The organism is Streptosporangium sandarakinum (assembly GCF_050942225.1).
In the GTDB taxonomy this organism is placed as follows: Bacteria; Actinomycetota; Actinomycetes; order Streptosporangiales; family Streptosporangiaceae; genus Streptosporangium; species Streptosporangium nondiastaticum.
Genome location: NZ_CP192034.1, coordinates 7,629,163 through 7,645,117 on the forward strand (window position 1 = coordinate 7,629,163; position 15,955 = coordinate 7,645,117).

Annotated in this window: 16 protein-coding genes; 8 read left to right on the top strand and 8 right to left on the bottom strand. The window is 72.4% G+C overall.

Translation table 11 applies throughout. The annotated features are described in order from the left end of the window. The first annotated feature begins 188 nt into the window (after positions 1 to 188). Together tdh and ACQP10_RS35015 are read left to right on the top strand one after the other, a co-directional pair. Positions 189 to 1,217, top strand: coding sequence for an L-threonine 3-dehydrogenase (gene tdh / locus ACQP10_RS35010; protein ID WP_179826048.1), 1,029 nt, complete (start codon positions 189 to 191; stop codon positions 1,215 to 1,217). Further along, a complete protein-coding gene (locus ACQP10_RS35015; protein WP_433541963.1) occupies positions 1,217 to 2,389 on the top strand; it encodes a glycine C-acetyltransferase in 1,173 nt (390 codons plus the stop codon). Before tdh ends, ACQP10_RS35015 begins: the two co-directional genes overlap by 1 nt. 153 nt (positions 2,390 to 2,542) lie before the next feature. On the opposite strand, the gene ACQP10_RS35020 is transcribed toward ACQP10_RS35015, so the two are convergent. Further along, positions 2,543 to 3,232 (bottom strand): response regulator transcription factor, encoded by a 690-nt coding sequence (locus ACQP10_RS35020; RefSeq protein ID WP_346018696.1) that lies wholly within the window; start codon positions 3,230 to 3,232, stop codon positions 2,543 to 2,545. Next, positions 3,225 to 4,985 (bottom strand): sensor histidine kinase, encoded by a 1,761-nt coding sequence (locus ACQP10_RS35025; RefSeq protein WP_346018695.1) that lies wholly within the window; start codon positions 4,983 to 4,985, stop codon positions 3,225 to 3,227. The genes ACQP10_RS35020 and ACQP10_RS35025 overlap by 8 nt, the downstream gene beginning before the upstream one ends. A gap of 200 nt (positions 4,986 to 5,185) precedes the next feature. Here ACQP10_RS35025 and ACQP10_RS35030 point away from each other — a divergent pair, with 200 nt between their 5' ends. Together ACQP10_RS35030 and ACQP10_RS35035 are read left to right on the top strand one after the other, a co-directional pair. After that, a complete protein-coding gene (locus ACQP10_RS35030; protein ID WP_346018694.1) occupies positions 5,186 to 6,610 on the top strand; it encodes a serine hydrolase in 1,425 nt (474 codons plus the stop codon). 48 nt (positions 6,611 to 6,658) lie between these two features. Further along, entirely contained in the window at positions 6,659 to 7,636 is a 978-nt protein-coding gene (locus tag ACQP10_RS35035; protein ID WP_346018693.1) for a LysR family transcriptional regulator, read from the top strand. A 30-nt stretch (positions 7,637 to 7,666) separates the two neighbouring features. Here ACQP10_RS35035 and ACQP10_RS35040 read toward each other — a convergent pair whose 3' ends face one another. Then, the gene (locus tag ACQP10_RS35040) at positions 7,667 to 8,488 is read right to left on the bottom strand and encodes an alpha/beta fold hydrolase (RefSeq protein ID WP_433540468.1); all 822 of its coding nucleotides are present in this window, start codon (positions 8,486 to 8,488) and stop codon (positions 7,667 to 7,669) included. A 57-nt stretch (positions 8,489 to 8,545) separates the two neighbouring features. Between ACQP10_RS35040 and ACQP10_RS35045 the strand changes: the two genes are divergently transcribed. Next, positions 8,546 to 9,019 carry a MarR family winged helix-turn-helix transcriptional regulator gene (locus ACQP10_RS35045; RefSeq protein WP_346018691.1) on the top strand — a complete coding sequence of 158 codons (474 nt, stop codon included), beginning with the start codon at positions 8,546 to 8,548 and terminating at the stop codon, positions 9,017 to 9,019. 239 nt (positions 9,020 to 9,258) lie between these two features. On the opposite strand, the gene ACQP10_RS35050 is transcribed toward ACQP10_RS35045, so the two are convergent. Next, complete coding sequence (locus ACQP10_RS35050) at positions 9,259 to 10,104, bottom strand: MerR family transcriptional regulator (RefSeq protein ID WP_346018690.1); 846 nt, start codon at positions 10,102 to 10,104, stop codon at positions 9,259 to 9,261. Between the two features lie 432 nt (positions 10,105 to 10,536). Between ACQP10_RS35050 and ACQP10_RS35055 the strand changes: the two genes are divergently transcribed. After that, on the top strand, positions 10,537 to 10,944 hold the full coding sequence (locus tag ACQP10_RS35055; protein ID WP_346018689.1) for a spore-associated protein A: 408 nt from the start codon (positions 10,537 to 10,539) through the stop codon (positions 10,942 to 10,944). 135 nt (positions 10,945 to 11,079) lie between these two features. On the opposite strand, the gene ACQP10_RS35060 is transcribed toward ACQP10_RS35055, so the two are convergent. The 3 genes from ACQP10_RS35060 to ACQP10_RS35070 form a co-directional block, all read right to left on the bottom strand. Beyond that, positions 11,080 to 11,484 (bottom strand): hypothetical protein, encoded by a 405-nt coding sequence (locus ACQP10_RS35060; protein ID WP_346018688.1) that lies wholly within the window; start codon positions 11,482 to 11,484, stop codon positions 11,080 to 11,082. After that, entirely contained in the window at positions 11,484 to 11,729 is a 246-nt protein-coding gene (locus ACQP10_RS35065; RefSeq protein WP_346018687.1) for a hypothetical protein, read from the bottom strand. Before ACQP10_RS35065 ends, ACQP10_RS35060 begins: the two co-directional genes overlap by 1 nt. Before the next feature lie 157 nt (positions 11,730 to 11,886). After that, on the bottom strand, positions 11,887 to 13,116 hold the full coding sequence (locus ACQP10_RS35070) for a cytochrome P450 family protein (protein WP_433540469.1): 1,230 nt from the start codon (positions 13,114 to 13,116) through the stop codon (positions 11,887 to 11,889). A gap of 220 nt (positions 13,117 to 13,336) precedes the next feature. On the opposite strand from ACQP10_RS35070, the gene ACQP10_RS35075 reads away from it, so the two are divergent. Both ACQP10_RS35075 and ACQP10_RS35080 read left to right on the top strand, forming a co-directional pair. After that, positions 13,337 to 13,846 (top strand): GbsR/MarR family transcriptional regulator, encoded by a 510-nt coding sequence (locus tag ACQP10_RS35075; RefSeq protein WP_346018685.1) that lies wholly within the window; start codon positions 13,337 to 13,339, stop codon positions 13,844 to 13,846. Positions 13,847 to 13,983: 137 nt separating this feature from the next. After that, positions 13,984 to 15,360, top strand: coding sequence for a serine hydrolase domain-containing protein (locus tag ACQP10_RS35080; protein WP_433540470.1), 1,377 nt, complete (start codon positions 13,984 to 13,986; stop codon positions 15,358 to 15,360). Positions 15,361 to 15,444: 84 nt separating this feature from the next. Here ACQP10_RS35080 and ACQP10_RS35085 read toward each other — a convergent pair whose 3' ends face one another. Next, positions 15,445 to 15,897 (bottom strand): Lrp/AsnC family transcriptional regulator, encoded by a 453-nt coding sequence (locus ACQP10_RS35085; RefSeq protein ID WP_399501525.1) that lies wholly within the window; start codon positions 15,895 to 15,897, stop codon positions 15,445 to 15,447. Positions 15,898 to 15,955 lie beyond the last annotated feature (58 nt).

Genomic DNA, 15,955 nt, shown 5'->3' on the forward strand with positions numbered 1-15,955 from the left:
CGACCCGCAGCGCCGTACGGCGGGCGGTGCCGTACGGAGGGCGGGAATGACCGGGATGATCCCGGGTAGGGAGGCCCCGTCTTTGCGAGCGTGAAGCAGCGCTGTGGGCGGGTTTAAGAAAAGCGCGATGGACACCTCCGGAGCCGACCGGGCACAGTGCGTAAGGTCGTAACCGAGGGGGGATCCGTATGAAAGCGCTGGTCAAGGCGAAGGCCGAGCCCGGTCTGTGGTTGATGGACGTACCGGTGCCCGAGGTGAGGCCGGGTGAGGTGCTGATCAAGGTGCTGCGCACCGGCATCTGCGGCACCGACCTGCACATCCGGAGCTTCGACGCCTGGGCACGGCAGACGCTGCGCACGCCGCTGATCATCGGGCACGAGTTCTGCGGCGAGGTCGTCGAGGTGGCGCCCGGGGTCGAGGACGTCGCGGTCGGCGACTTCGTCAGCGGCGAGGGCCACCTGGTCTGCGGCAAGTGCCGCAACTGCATGGCCGGGCGGCGCCACCTGTGCCGCAACACCGTCGGGCTGGGCGTGAACCGCGACGGCGCGTTCGCCGAGTACCTGACGCTTCCCGCGTCCAACGTCTGGGTGCACCGCACGCCGGTCGACCCCGACGTCGCGGCGATCTTCGACCCGTTCGGCAACGCCGTGCACACCGCCCTGACGTTCCCCATGGTCGGCGAGGACGTCCTGATCACCGGGGCCGGGCCGATCGGCCTGATGGCCGCGGCGGTGGCGACGCACGTGGGCGCCCGCAACGTGGTCGTCACCGACCTCAGCCCCGAGCGGCTGGAGCTGGCCCGCAAGCTCGGCGTCTCCCTCGCGCTGAACGTCGCCGAGACCCCGATCGCCGAGGGTATGCGGCGGCTCGGCATGCGCGAGGGCTTCGACGTGGGCCTGGAGATGTCGGGCCACCCGCAGGCGCTCCGCGACATGATCGCCAACATGACGCACGGCGGGAAGATCGCCATGCTCGGGCTGCCCGCCGAGGAGTTCTCCGTCGACTTCGCGACCATCGTGACCTCGATGATCACCCTCAAGGGCATCTACGGCCGGGAGATGTTCGAGACGTGGTACGCCATGTCCGTGCTGCTGGAGAAGGGCCTCGACCTCTCCCCCGTGATCACCGACCGCTTCTCCCACCGCGACTTCGACGCGGCCTTCGACACCGCCGCGAGCGGTAAGACCGGCAAGATCATCCTGGATTGGACCGCCTGATGTTCGACAACGTCCGCGACGACCTGCGCGTGACCCTCGACGAGATCGCCTCCGCCGGGCTGCTCAAGCCCGAGCGGGTCCTCACCACCCCGCAGAGCTCCGGCATCGCCGTCGCCGGGGGCGGCGAGGTGCTGAACTTCTGCGCCAACAACTACCTGGGCCTGGCCGACCACCCCGAGGTGGTCGCCGCCGCCAAGGAGGCGCTCGACCGCTGGGGCTTCGGCATGGCGTCGGTCCGCTTCATCTGCGGTACCCAGGAGGTCCACAAGGAGCTGGAGGCGCGGCTGTCGGAGTTCCTCGGCCAGGAGGACACCGTCCTGTACAGCTCGTGCTTCGACGCCAACGGCGGTGTGTTCGAGACGCTGCTCGACGACCGCGACGCGGTGATCTCCGACGCGCTCAACCACGCGAGCATCATCGACGGCATCCGGCTGTGCAAGGCCCGCCGCCTGCGCTACGCCAACCGCGACATGGCCGAGCTGGAGGCCCGGCTGAAGGAGGCGTCCGACGCCCGGCGCAAGCTGGTCGTCACCGACGGCGTCTTCTCCATGGACGGCTACGTCGCCCCGCTGCGGGAGATCTGCGACCTGGCCGAGCGGTACGGCGCCATGGTCATGGTGGACGACTCCCACGCGGTCGGCTTCGTCGGCCCCGGCGGCCGGGGCACCCCCGAGCTGCACGGCGTGAGGGACCGGGTGGACATCATCACCGGTACCCTCGGCAAGGCGCTCGGCGGGGCCAGCGGCGGCTACGTCGCCGCCCGCCGGGAGATCTGCGCGCTGCTGCGCCAGCGCTCGCGCCCCTACCTGTTCTCCAACTCCCTCGCCCCGGTGATCACCGCCACCTCGCTGCGCATCCTCGACATGATCAGCGGTGACAGCGACGCCCGGGACCGGCTGCGCGCCAACACCGAGCGGTTCCGCACGAAGATGACCGAGGCGGGGTTCGACATCCTGCCCGGCGACCACCCCATCGTCCCGGTGATGATCGGCGACGCCGCCGAGGCCGCAGCGATGGCCGAGCGGCTGCTGGAGCGGGGCATCTACGTGATCGGCTTCTCCTACCCGGTGGTGCCGAAAGGCCAGGCCCGCATCAGGGTCCAGCTCTCGGCGTCCCACTCGGCCGAGGACGTGGACCGCGCGGTCGAGGCGTTCATCGCCGCCCGCGGCTGACCCCCGCCCGGCCCGTCCTCGCACTCCGTTCCGTCCTCGTGCTCCGGCCCGTTCCCGCGCTCCGGCCCGGGAGCGGGCCCGCGGCCTGGGAACGGGCCCGCGGCCGGCGTTCCGGAACGGCGAGGGGCGACCGGCCGGGGGGAGCGGCCGGCGCTACCCGCCGAGATAGGCCAGGACCGCCGCGACCCGCCGATGACTGTCGGGGCTGTTCTCCAGCTCCAGCTTCATGAAGATCGAATTGACGTTCTTCTCGACGGCGGAGACCGACAGGTGGAGCGCGCGGGCGATGCCGCCGTTGGACCTGCCGTGGGCCATCTCGCGCAGCACGTCGCGCTCGCGCGGGGTCAGCTCCTCCCCCCGGTGACCCCGTACGGCGTGGCGGGCCATCAGGGCCTCCACGACCTTGGGGTCGATGACCGAGCCGCCACCGGCCACCGCCCGCACCGCGCCGAGCAGCTCCTCCAGGTCACCGACGCGGTCCTTCAGCAGGTAGGCGAAGCCCTCGGCGCCGTGCTTGAACACCTCGAAGGCGTAGAGCGCGTCGGAGAACTGGGAGAGCACCACGACACCGGTCGCCGGGTGGTCGGCGCGGATCCGGTGAGCCGCGTCGATGCCCTCGAAGCCCGGCCGGAACGGGCCGCCCGGCATGCGGATGTCGGTGATGACCACGTCCGGCCGGAGCCTGCGCACGGCGTCCAGCAACTCGCCGGCGCTGCCCACCGCCCCGGCGACGACCGCCATCCCGGACGTCTCCAGCAGCCTCCGGACGCCCTCGCGGACCAGGTAGTGGTCGTCGGCGACGACGACCCTCGGCCGCCCCTCGACCCGCTCCGGCTCAGTCATGGACCGGCACCCAGGCTCGCACCCTCGTCCCCTCTCCCTTCGCGCTCGCCACGTCCAGGCCGCCGCCGAGCGCGGCCAGCCGGTCGGCGAGGGCCACGAGCCCGCGCCGGGTGACCGTCCCCGGGTCGAAACCCTCGCCGTCGTCGGCGACCGTGACCCCCAGCCGCCCGCCGGACAGCGTCAGCCGTACGTCCACGGTGGAGGCACGGGCGTGCTTGAGCGTGTTGGCGAGCGCCTCGCTCACGGTGAAGTACAGCGCTCCCTCGACCTCGTCGGGAAAGCGTCTCACACGCGGCTCCGGGTCGACGCGCACCGTCGAGGGCACCGGCAGGCGCGAGCAGCGCTCCTCCAGGGCCTCGGCCAGCCCGCCCTGGCTGAGCACCGACGGGTGGATGCCCGCCGCCAGCTCCCGCAGGTCGTCGAGGGTCTGCCTGGCCTGGTCCCGCAGGAGCGTCAGCGTCTCGGCGTCCCCTCCGGTGGCCCTGGCCAGCTCCAGCCCGGCGATGAGCGCGACGACCTCCTGCTGCACGCCGTCGTGGATGTTGCGCTCGATCCGCCGCCGCTCGGCCTCCTGCGCGTTGACCAGCCGGGCGGCCAGCCCCGTGCTCTGGATCGCCAGCCCGACCGGTACGGCCAGCGCGCGCAGCAGCCGCCGGTCGTCGCGGGTGAGGCCGCCGTCCCGGGGGCCGCAGGCGATGTGCCCCTGCCCGGCGGGGACGGTCAGCTCCGGCTCGCCCTCCTCCTCGCCCGCCACGACCCGGGTGCCGTCGGCGAGCGTGACGGCCGCCCACCGGACGTCCAGGCCCGTCCGCACGGCCTCGGCCAGCCGCCCGAGCAGCTCGCCCGGCTCCGCCTCCTCCAGGCCGGGCGCCAGCTCCGAGAGCAGCTCGTCCACCGTGGGCCGCAGGTCGAAGACGAGGAAGAAGCGCGATCCCCGGACGCCCACCCGGATGTCGAGCATGTTGTGCCGGAACACGGCCACCCCGATCGCGGCGGGCAGCGCGCTCAGCATAGGCGTGAAGGAGATCCAGGCCGCCGCCATCGACTCCGCGAAGATGAAGAACATCGCCAGCGGGAACCCGACGAGAGTGACGGCGAGCCCGGCGGCCATCCAGCCGAGCCGGCGGCGCTCCGGCCCGGAGGCACGGCGGGTGCGCACCACGAGGGAGCCCAGCACCGCCAGCGCCGTACCGAACACGGTCAGCTGTCCCAACCCGTTCAGGGTCGCCACGACCAGCCCGGCCGGCCCGGTGACGCCGAGCGGGTTGCTGAACCACGAGACGGCCTGGGCCTCACCGGAGAACAGCAGCATCCCCAGCCACTGCACGGCGATCGCCACCCCGGCGATCCACACCCCCACGCGCCAGCGGCGCGAGGGAAGCCTTCCGTCCGGGAAGAACAGCGGGATGAAAACCCAGGAAAGCCCGTAGAAGAGCGTGAACAGGGAGGACAGCAGGACGGCGAGGACGAGCATCGGCGTGGGCCACCCGGCGTCCGCGAAGACGAGAAGCCCGGCCCCGAGGGATCCCAGCCCCAGGCAGTCCGCGGTGGCCAGGAGCAGCCAGCCGTAGAGGTTGTCCGGCCGCCGGTGGGCGACGAGCCAGCCCAGCGCGGGCAGCGGCGACACCAGCACGATGAACATCAGCTGGGAGAGCGGCGGGCTGCCTTCCAGCACCGTGCCGGCGACGATGCCGAGGATCGCCACCGCCGCCATGGAGGCGGCGAGGACACGGGTCGGGGTCGGGGAGAGCACGGAACGCAGTGTGGCCCCTCCGGGTGACCAGCGTCTATGAGGCTGTCCTCACATCCGCCGGCGGACGGCCGCACCCCGCAAGCCGGTGGCTCGCCGGATACCCCCGCCCGCCGCGCCCTTCCTAGCGTGAGGGCCACGGCCGTCACCGTGGCGGTGGCGGCGAACCACAGCCTTTGAAGCAGCCCATGAAGGAGAAATCCGTGCACCTCCGGCCCCGAACGACCCGCGCCCTGGCCCTGGCCGCCCTCGCCGTGGCCGCCCCACTGACCCTCGGCGGAACCCTCCCGGCCACCGCGGCCACCGTACTGCCCGCCGCGGACGCCGTACGGCTCGCCGCCGCGCCGGCGCGGCAGGCCGCCGTGGAGACCGCCCCCGCAGCCGCGGCCACCGCCACCGCCGCCCCGGAGATCCCGGACAGCCCGGCCGGGCGGCAGCTCCGCTGGTTCCTGGACGCCACCACCCGGGCGCCGCTCCCCGCGGGCGAGATCGAACAGCACGTCGACGCCGCTTTCCTCAAGGAGGTGACCGTCGACGGCTTCAACGGGTTCCTCAAGGGCCTGGCCGGTGTCCGGCTCGACGAGCTGACCAGGACCGACCCGGGCTTCCTGGCCGGCACGGTCACCGTCGCCGGACAGAAGTTCGACCTCCGGCTCGACGTGGACACCGCGGGGAAGATCAACGGCCTGCTGGTCACGCCGTCGATCCCGCCCGCCCCCACCGGCTGGGCCGAGCTCGACGCCCGGCTCCGCGAGATCGCCCCCCGGACCGGCTTCCTCGCCGCCGAGATCGACCGGCAGGGCCGGTGCGAGCCCGTCCACGGCGTCGGCGCGGACACCGCCCGCCCGCTGGGGTCGGTCTTCAAGCTCTACGTGCTGGGAGCGGTGGCGGACCGGATCCACACGGGCAAGCTGGGCTGGGAGAAGAAGCTCACCGTCACGCCCGAGGTGAAGATCCCCGCCGCGGACGGTCTCGGAGCCCGGCCGGACGGCAGCACCGTCACGGTCCGCGAGGCGGCCAAGCTGATGATCTCGATCAGCGACAACACCGCCACCGACCTGCTGATCAAGACGGTCGGCCGCAAGGCCGTGGAGAAGAAGGTCCGCCAGTGGTCCGGCCACGCCGAGCGGAACCTCCCCCTCCTCACCGTGCGGGAGAGCTTCCTGCTGAGGGGCGTCGACTACCCCCGGCACGCCCGCGCCTACCTCGCGCGCGGCACGCAGGGGCGCCGCGCCTACCTCCGCGACGTCGTCGCCGGCCTCCCTCTCTCGAAGATCAAGGTGTGGGAGCAGCCCCGCGAGATCGACACCCTCGAATGGTTCGGCTCCCCCCGCGATGTCTGCCGCGCCTACGCCGGCCTGCTCAAGCGGAGTGACGCCCGCCTCAATGAGGTGCTCTCGGCCAACGACGCCGGACTCGGCCTCGACCCCGCCGAGTGGCCGACCGTCTGGTACAAGGGCGGCTCCGAGCCCGGGGTCTTCGACATGGCGTTCCTCGGGCGCACCGCCAAGGGGAAGACGTACGTCGTCACCACGCTGGCGAGCGACACCCGCGCCCCCATCGACGAGGGCGCCGTCGCCCCCCAGGTGATCTCCATCAGCAGGGGCGGTTTCGGCCTGGTCCGGTGAGCGGCCCGCCGGGCACGCGCACCCCGGGCGCTGCCCGACAATGAGGGGGTGATTGACACCCGGCGGCTGCGGACCCTGCGCGCGGTGGCCGACCACCGTACGGTCACCGCCGCCGCGGCGGCCCTCCACCTGACGCCGTCCGCGGTCTCCCAGCAGCTCGTCGCCCTGGAGCACGAGGTGGGGCACCGGCTGCTGGAGCGCGACGGCCGGGGCGTGCGGCTGACCGCCGTCGGCCGCATCCTGCTCGGTCACACCAACGAGGTGCTCGCCCAGCTGGAGCGCGCCGAGGCCGACATCGCCGCCTACACCACCGGTACGGCCGGCGAGGTGAAGGCCGCCTCCTTCGCCACCGCGATCGGCCTCGTCGTGGCCCCGGCGGTGGGCGCGCTGCGGAGCAAGGAGCCCGGCATCCAGGTCCGCGTCCTCGACGCCGAGGGCGACCAGAGCCTCACCATGGTCCTGGACGGCGCGGTGGACGTCGCCGTGGCCGTCGAGTACCGCGGGGCCCCGGCCGAGGACGACCGCCGCCTGTCGCGCATCCCGCTCTACTCCGAGCCGTTCGACGTGGTGCTGCCCGGCGACCACCCCCTCGCCCGCGGCTCCGGGGAGCCGGGGGAGGCCGGGGAGCGCGGGGATCTCGACGAGCCCGGCGCGGCGAGGCGGGAGGTGGCCGTGGCCGACCTGGCCGGGGAGACGTGGATCGGCCCCTACCCCGGCAACCCCTGCCACGACGTGATCGCGCTGGCCTGCGAGCACGCCGGGTTCACCCCGGAGTTCGCCCACTCCTCCGACAACTTCAGCGCGGTGGTCGCCCTGGCGGCGGCCGGGGCGGGCGTGGCGATGGTGCCCCGGCTGGCGCTGCGCGCGGCCGACCTGTCCGGCGTGGTCGTCCGCCGGGTCGCGGGCCCGGAACGCCGGGTCTTCGCGGCCGTACGGCGCGGCGCCGAGCGGCACCCGCTGCTGGTCCCCCTGCTGGACGCCCTCACCGACGCCGCGGCGGACCTGCGCCGGATCCCGCCCTGGTGAGAGGGCCGGGTCCGAAAGGCCGCCGTTCCGTCAGGCGGGTACGGCGCGCAGGAAGTCTTCGAGGATCTCGTTGAAGGCGTCCGGGCGCTCCATGTTGGGGTAGTGCGCGGTGCCGTCGACGGTGGCCTCGCGGCCGTCGGCGACGGTGCGCGCGAGGCGGCCGGCCATGTCGATGTGGTCGCTCGAATCGAGGCCGCCGCTGACGGCCAGCACCGGGACGGTGACCTTCTCCGCCCGCTCCCAGGTGCCGGTCACGGGCACCTGCCAGTCCCGTTCGGCGCCGGTGTGCTTGGCGACGGTCCGCATGGTCATCTCCCGCAGCCGCCGTACGACGCCCGGGTCGACGTCGTCGAGCGTGCGGTGCGGGCCGGCCGCGAACAGCGTGAAGGCGTCCACCCAGCCGGCGACGTCGTCGGCGGCCAGGGCACGGGCCTGCTCGGCCCTGACGCTTCCGATCCAGGGATCGCGGAACTCCGGCTCGCTGGTCCCGGCGCCGACGACGACCAGGGCGCGCACCAGTTCGGGGTGTTCGAGCGCGGTGTCGACCGCGACGGCCCCGCCCATCGACACCCCGACGAGGACCGCGGGGTCGGTGTCGAGATGGCGCAGCAGCGCGGCGAGGTCGTCCGTGTGGCGGAACGGCCCGGTCGCGTTCGAGGACCCGCCGTGGCCGCGGGCGTCGGGGACGATCACCCGGTGGTCCCGGGCGAGGACCGGCAGCTGGTCGTCCCACATGTCGCCGCTCAGGAAGCCGCCGTGCAGCAGCACCACCGGCTGCCCCGCCCCGGCCTCGCGGTAGGCGAGACGACCGTCGCCGGCCGCGAACGTGAACGTGTCTGAAGTAACGGTCATGACAACCAAGGTGCCATTTTTGCGATGGTTTGACAACCAAGGTGTCATCATGGAGGGGTGGCCGATACCGAACGACCCCTCGCCCCCGATGATCTCGCCCACCGGCTCACCGAGGTGTTCGACCTCGTGGGGCCCCTGTACCGGCGCGCGCAGCGCAAGGTGGAGGAGGGCGTGCCGATCGAGGGGCTGTCCGTCGGGGTGCGCGCCGTCCTGAACCTGCTCCGCGAGAACGGGCCCATGACCGTTCCGCAGATGGGCCGCGCGCAGGCGCTGAGCCGGCAGTTCGTGCAGCGCACGGTCAACGACGCCGCGGCGCGGCGGCTGGTCGAGAGCATCCCGAACCCCGCCCATCAGCGGTCCTCACTGATCCGGCTGACGGACGACGGCAGGGCGGCCATCACCGCGGTGATGACGCGCGAGCACGCCCTGCTGCGTCAGGTCGGCGGAGACCTGACAGGCGCCGACGTGACGGCCTGCGTGCGGGTCCTCACGGCGATGCTCGCCTTCCTCGACAACGTCGACGTGGACTGACCCGCGCGCCGCCGCGGCCGTACGGCCCCGCCTGACGAGACCGGTGACGTCGAGGCGGGGGTCGTCGCCCTCGCCGCGCGTTCGACGGCCGGCGAGCACCCGGCCCTGCGGCGGCCCAGTCGGCCTCGCCACCGTCGCCCCCCGGAGCCGGGGGAAGCATTCCGCAGCCCGTCGGCAGGGCCGCGAGCGCGGACGCCGCCACGGACGGTGCGATCTTCCCGTGCGTCCTGGGGTCGCCTTCACCCGTGGACGGCCAGGGCGACCTCCATCCCGACGCTCTCCCCCTGCTCCAGCAGCCCGATCTGGCGCAGGCGGGTCAGCTCCACATCCAGCCCGCGTTCCTCGGCCGCCACCAGCAGGGCGAGCACCGCGGGGTGGGTCGCGCCGTCGACCACCGGCACCGGGTCGTCGAACCGCCAGCGCACCGCCAGCTCCGGCGTGGCCTCGACCGTGCCGGACTCGACCTCCCACCCCGGCACCGAGAACCCGTCGGCCGGCGGCCGGGCGACCGGCCAGCAGCAGACCACCTCGACCTCGCTGTCACTGCCGGGTACGGCCCGCAGCGTCGACCAGAACGGCCCGACCGGCGCGTTGCCCTCCTCCGCCAGCGCCCGCCAGAGCGCGGCGAACCCCTCGTTGGCCCGCTCGTCCGCGTTCTCGACGTCCTCCGTCGTGGGGTTCTCCCCGCCGGGCACCCGCAGCACGACGCCCGCCCAGTGCCGCCGCTCGGCCCGCCGTTCCACCACCTGCCATTCGTGACCCCCATCGCCACCGAGCAACCGGTCGAGCGTGTCGAGGGCGGCGTCCTGGCGCTCCCGCTCCGCCGCCAGCCGGGCGCGGTGCCCGGCGAGCGTCGCCGCGGCCGTACGGGGGTCGTCCAGGAACGGAGGGGCGTCGGCCAGCGGGACGCCCGCCGCGCGCAGCGCCTTCAGCCGGAGGGCCGGTTCGAGCTGGGCCGCGCTGTAGCGCCGGTGCCGTGACCAGGGGTCGACCGAGGCCGGCTTGAGCAGGCCCTGCTCGTCGTAGAGGCGCAGGGCCTTCAGGCTCAGCCCGGTCAGCTCCGCGAATTCGCCGATGCTCATCATGTGACCAGTGTGGAACCTCCCCCAGGGGCAGGTTCCAGCCGCGCTCCGCATCGTGCGCCGCTCGGTCACCGGTCGGGCGGCTTCCCCCTGAACCCGACCACGACCTCCGGGCCAGAGCCGTCCATCACGTTGGACGGCCCCGCAACCGCGACCCCGAACGACGCCACCGCACCTACCCTCGTGCCGTCAAGCGCGCCCGACGCGGCGGCTACCGCGAACGCCGCCCCTCCGACAAGGCCATCCGCTGTTGCGGACCACCCACCGTCCAGCTCCTGACCGCCGGGCACACCTTGCCCAAATGATCTATCTGAGCGACGTAGGCCTCCAGTGGGGACTTAGCGCCTGTACGATCGAAAATCGTAACGATCTTCCCATCCCTCACAGGCGTCACAGGGTTCTGTGGGGACGGTGGTGCTCAGCGAAAGGAAGGGCATGAACATTCGGACCAAGCTCGCGGCATTGGCCGGCGTCGCGGTGGTTTCCACCGGCCTGGTGGCCGGCGCCACGCCGGCAAGCGCGGCCGGCCCCTGCGGCGGCGGCTACTACCAGATCGACGTGTACAACATCTCGAACCTCGCGGGCAAGACGGTCGGCCGCACTCATCTCTACTACTCCAGGTCCACCAAGAAGAACTGCGCCGTCACCTACGCCACGCCCGCCAAGCGCGGCTACAAGGCCGTGAAGCTCCGCCGCTCGGGCACCTTGAAGTGGACCGTCGACGCGGGGACCTTCAACGAGTACGCGGGCCCGGTTTACGTCTCCGCTCCGGGCAAGTGCATCGACATCGAGGGGTACATCGGCGGCAACGGCGCCACGTACTACAGCAGGCACTGCGGCTGAGCCGTTCCAGGGCCTGTACGGAATACGGATCTTCACCTGGTCCGAAGGTTCCGGATCCACAAGACGGCTCCGTGTAGATGGAGGCCGGCGAGGTAGCTGTCGGGGTCTTGCCGAAGCACCGCGGCGGCCAGGGGTTCAGGCGCTCTGTCGGGCCTCGGCGTTGCTGGTGCGGATCTGCTGGATGCGCTGCTTGGTCAGGCCGAGCAGCTCGCCGATATCGGCGTCGGACAGCCCGAGGCTCGACAGGTGCTCGACGCGCGCCCTGGCGGTGCGGCTGTAGTCCTCGGCGATCGCGGCGGCCCGGCGCTGCAACTCAGCGAAGGCGCTGAGGTCCTCCCCGGTCAGGCCGGGCAGCGTGTAGTGGAAGACGGGCGCCGGCGGCTCGGCGCGGTCGCCGAACAGGAACGGCAGCCCCTCGGCGACGTCGGCGTGCAGCTCCTTCAGCGAGCGGGCGGACATGCCGCCGGCGACGCCGTCCACGGTGGCGAGCCACAGCGTGCCGTTCTTGGTGACGTGAACGTCAACGCTGTCGTCGGCCATCAGTCCTCCAGCCAGTCGTCACCGAACAGGGCGGCGAGCCCGCGTTCGAGGGCTGCCACGAGTTCGGGTGTCTCACCCGGGTAGAGCGGGACGATCGCGCGCGCCGCGACGCGCCCGGCCGGGTCCCACAGCAGCAGGAAGCGCTGCCGCCTGCTCGTCTCCGCCCAGTCGCAGCGCAACCCGTGGGCACGCGCGAGGGCCACGAGCCGGTCACGGATGGCCGCGTAGTCGTCTCGTTCTACCACACGCGGCAGACTATACCCCTTGTTTCACACCGACAATGCCCCTTGTCGCTGCATTCCGGCATGGCGTGTCCTCACCGCCCGGCGAACATGGGGACCGGAAGGCCGGCGGGTCCCGAGAAACGCGAGGGCCCCGGCCGGGACCCTCGCGGCGGGAGGGTCAGACGGTCACGGGCAGCCCCGTGAGGCGCCAGGTGCCGGGGTCGGGGACGCGCAACCCGGCCGGCGGCACGGCCGGCGACAGGTCGGGGAAGCGGCGCAGCAGGGCGGTGAGCGCGACCTCGGTCTGCACCCGGGCCAGCGACGCCCCGACGCAGAAGTGAGGCCCGTGGGAGAAGCCGAGGTGGCTCGCCGTACCCGGGGTGCCGGAGACCCGGGTGACGTCGAGCCGGTCGGGGTCGGCGAACGCGCGCGGGTCACGGTTGGCGGCGGCGACCGCGACGGTGACGGCCTCGCCCTTGCCGATCGGCACGCCGTGCAGCTCGACGTCCTCCCGGGCGTGGCGGGGGATCGTCAACAGCGTCGGGCCGCACCAGCGGATCAGCTCCTCGACGGCGCGCGGCACGATCACGGGGTCGGCGCGCAGCGCGGCGAGCTGTTCCGGGTGGTCCAGCAGGGCCGCCACGGCGTTGGCGATGAGGTTCGTCGGCGTCTGACCGGACAGCACGAGCTGCCAGACCAGCATGACCAGCTCGGTCTCGCTCAGCCGGTCGCCGTCCTCGTCCCGGACCCGGACGAGGTCGGAGAGCAGGTCGTCGCCGGGCTCCTCGCGCCGCCGCGCCACCGCCGCCTCGGCGCCCCGCATGATGGCCGGGATCGCCGCGGCGAACGCCTGTCCCGCGCCCGCGGCGATGGTCGCGCCGTACTCGCGCCAGCTCGGGCGGTCGGCCTCGGGGATGCCGACCAGCTCGCAGATGACGTCCATCGGCAGCGGGCGGGCGAAGTGCCACAGCAGGTCCACCGAGCCGTCCTCGGTGTGAGCGGGAAGGTCGTCGAGCAGCCCCTCGACGATCCGCTCGATCCGGGGCCGGAACCCGGCGGCGCGGCGCGCGGTGAACGCGGGCGCCACCAGCCGCCGCAGCCGCAGGTGCTCCGCCCCTTCCATCTCGCTCATCGTCCGCATGTACGGCAGGCAGTCGGCGGGCACGTCGGGCCACATGAAGCTGCTCTCGGTGATCTCGAACCGCGGGTCGGTGAGCAGTGCCCGTGCGTCCTCGTGCCGGGTGACGGCCCACATCGGCATGCCGGGGATCAGCAGCCGCGCCAGCGGGGAGCGCTCGCGCGCCCACCCGTAGGCGGTGAAGGGGTCGCGGATCACCCCGGGGTCGGTGAGATCGACCTCGGGGACGCCGCCTGCCTCACGGTCGCCGCTCGCTTCGGTCCCGCTCATGAACTCTCCTCAAATCCAAATGTCATGAACATATACACTTATCATTCGGATGGTAACTGTATTCGGATTTGCCGGACGCGACAACCTGAAGCGGGAAGGAGGCCGGCTCGCCGGAACGCGGGCACGGGAGGGCGACCGGGCAGGCCGCCGACGGCCGCTCGGATAAGACTGAGATGACAGAAATTTGTGTTATTTCAGATATTTGAGTAACTTCATGCGCGTGACATTCGATGACGAGCTCGCCTTCGCCGACGAGGTCGGCCGGCATTTCGCCCGGCAGAACGGCCTCCCACCGATCACCGGCCGAGTGGCCGGATGGCTTCTCATCTGCGATCCGCCGCAGCAGAGCATCGCCGAACTCAGCGAGGCGCTGCGGGCGAGTCGCAGCGCCGTCAGCGGCGCGGTCTCCGCGCTTGAGGAGTGGTCCTGGATCCAGCGCTCACGCGCCGCCGGCGAGCGCATGGACCGCGTCAGCCTCCATCCCGCGATCTGGCTGAGGATGACGGACAAGTCAACGGAGTACGCCTCACTCGGCGCGCTGGCACGACACGGGCTCTCGGTTCTGGGCGACGCTCCCGCGGCCCGCCGGGCCCGTCTCCTGGAGACGGTGGCCTTCGCCGACTTCCTCCTTGAGCGGATGCCCGCGCTCGCGGCCGAGTGGCGCGCCCACCGCGACGCCCTGCGCGCCTCGGGTGAACTGCCCGGCGACCCCGGAGCGCGCTCTTCCTGACCCTCACCACGCGAGGCCGCTTTCCCGTTTTCCCGCTTTCCTGCTTTCCCGTCGCCGCCCCACCGGCGCCGGTTCCCCCACCATGCCCGCACCACGGCCGCGCCGGTCGTGAGCACCTCCCGATCAGGAGAATTCCGATGACTTTCGACGCCGCCCGCTGGCAGGCCCGCTTCGACGTGCTTCGCGCCGCCCACCATGTGCCGGGAGCGTCGCTGGCCGTACTGGTCGATGGTGAGATCCACGAACTGGCCGGCGGTGTACTGCACCGGGGGACCGGGGTGGAGGTGACGACCGACTCGGTGTTCCTGTCCGGTTCGCTGGCCAAGGTCTACACCGCCACCCTGGTGATGCGGCTGGTCGACTCCGGCATGCTGGACCTGGACACGCCGGTCGTGGACGTCCTGCCCGAGTTCGCCACCCCGGACCCCGAAGCCACCAAGGCGATCACCATCCGGCGGCTGCTCAGCCACACCGGGGGGCTGACCTGCGACTTCAACTACGACTCCGGCCGGGGCGACGACTGCCTGGCCAGATACGTGGAGGCCGCCAAGGACGTCGCGCTGGACTGCCCGCCCGGGACGGCCATCTCCTACAGCAGCCTCGGATACGTCGTACTGGGCCGCGTCGTCGAGGTGCTCACCGGCACGACCTGGGACCAGGCACTGAAGGACCTGCTCCTCACCCCGCTCGGGCTGGAGCACTCGATGACGCTGCCCGAAGAGGCGCTTCGCTTCCGCGTGGCCATGAGCCACCTGGGCGGGCCCGGCCAGGATCCCGACCCGGCGCCGGCCTGGGATCTGATGCCGCGTTCGGCGGGGCCGTACGGGAGGGTCATCATCTCCGCGGGGGACGTCATCCGGTTCGTCCGGATGCATCTGGACGGCGGCACCGCCCCCGACGGCACCCGCGTGCTGTCCGCCGACGCCGTCGCGGCGATGCAGCGGCGCGAGGTCGACAGCCCGGACAAGTGGACCGTCAGCGCCGACGGCTGGGGCCTGGGCTGGACCCTGTACGACTGGGACGGCGTCCCCGGCTACGGCCATGACGGCAGCGCCGTCGCCCAGCACTCCTACCTGCGCGTCGTCCCCCACGCGGGCGTCGCCGTCGTCCTGCTGACCAACGGCGGCGGCACCGACGGGCTTTACGCCGAGCTGTTCCGGGAGTTGCTGGCGGAGCTGGCCGGGGTGCGGATGCCCGCCCCCTTCGGTCCCGCGGCGAACCCGCCCGCGGTGGACATGACGCCGCTGGTGGGCACCTACCGGCGCGAGGGCGTCGTCACCACCGTCACCCAGGACGAAGGCGGCCGCGCGCACATCCGCTACGAGTTCGTCGACGGTATGAAGGACTTCTCCCCGCCGCTTGAGATGGACCTGCTGCCGGTGTCGGAGACGGTGTTCGCCGCCTCCGGCGGCCCCGCCTCCGGCGGGGGCCACATCCCCGTCGTCTTCTCCACCCTGACCGACGGCACCCCGTGCGTGTACATCGGCATGCGCGCCACGCCCAAGACCGCCTGACCGCTCACGTCGTCCGGGAGGAAGCCGCGGTGGGGGCGAGCTTTGGGGGCGCGTCGAACGCGGACCGGCCCGGTGCCGCGCGTCTCACCCGATGGCGGGGCCGGGGCCTCGGTAGGGCAGGGTGCGGCTGTAGACGATGTTGGTCGTCGTGCCGCCGAACGCCGCCAGCTCGTTGACGACCTGTTCCAGGTGGGGCATGGACGTCGCGGCGACTTTCAGGACGTAGCAGTCCTCGCCCGTGGTGCGCAGGCACTCCAGGATCTCCGGACGCTCCCCGAACAGCCGGTGCAGCGGCTCGTGCCGGCTGCCGGGATACTTCAGGCGCACCACGGCGAGCACCGGGAACCCCGCCTTCTCCAGGTCGACATCGGCCCGGTAGCCGGTGATGACCCCCGCCGACTCCAGCCGCCTGACCCGCTCGGTCGTCGCCGAGGCGCTGAGGCTCACCCGCCGCGCCAGCTCGGTGAGCGGAACCCTGCCGTCCCGCTGGAGCTCGGTGATGATCGCCCAGTCGGTCTGGTCAAGATTCTCGGCCATTCGCCAAAAATACCGTCATATCCTCGGCCGATCCCCCGTCATGGCGTGAGGAATCCCT

What these genes read in the sequence shown, in the direction of transcription:
- tdh (WP_179826048.1), top strand. Translation starts at nt 189, where the DNA reads ATGAAAGCGCTGGTCAAGGCGAAGGCCGAGCCCGGTCTGTGGTTGATG.
- ACQP10_RS35015 (WP_433541963.1), top strand. Translation starts at nt 1,217, where the DNA reads ATGTTCGACAACGTCCGCGACGACCTGCGCGTGACCCTCGACGAGATC.
- ACQP10_RS35020 (WP_346018696.1), bottom strand. Translation starts at nt 3,232, where the DNA reads ATGACTGAGCCGGAGCGGGTCGAGGGGCGGCCGAGGGTCGTCGTCGCC.
- ACQP10_RS35040 (WP_433540468.1), bottom strand. Translation starts at nt 8,488, where the DNA reads ATGACCGTTACTTCAGACACGTTCACGTTCGCGGCCGGCGACGGTCGT.
- ACQP10_RS35050 (WP_346018690.1), bottom strand. Translation starts at nt 10,104, where the DNA reads ATGATGAGCATCGGCGAATTCGCGGAGCTGACCGGGCTGAGCCTGAAG.
- ACQP10_RS35055 (WP_346018689.1), top strand. Translation starts at nt 10,537, where the DNA reads ATGAACATTCGGACCAAGCTCGCGGCATTGGCCGGCGTCGCGGTGGTT.
- ACQP10_RS35060 (WP_346018688.1), bottom strand. Translation starts at nt 11,484, where the DNA reads ATGGCCGACGACAGCGTTGACGTTCACGTCACCAAGAACGGCACGCTG.
- ACQP10_RS35070 (WP_433540469.1), bottom strand. Translation starts at nt 13,116, where the DNA reads ATGAGCGGGACCGAAGCGAGCGGCGACCGTGAGGCAGGCGGCGTCCCC.
- ACQP10_RS35080 (WP_433540470.1), top strand. Translation starts at nt 13,984, where the DNA reads ATGACTTTCGACGCCGCCCGCTGGCAGGCCCGCTTCGACGTGCTTCGC.
- ACQP10_RS35085 (WP_399501525.1), bottom strand. Translation starts at nt 15,897, where the DNA reads ATGGCCGAGAATCTTGACCAGACCGACTGGGCGATCATCACCGAGCTC.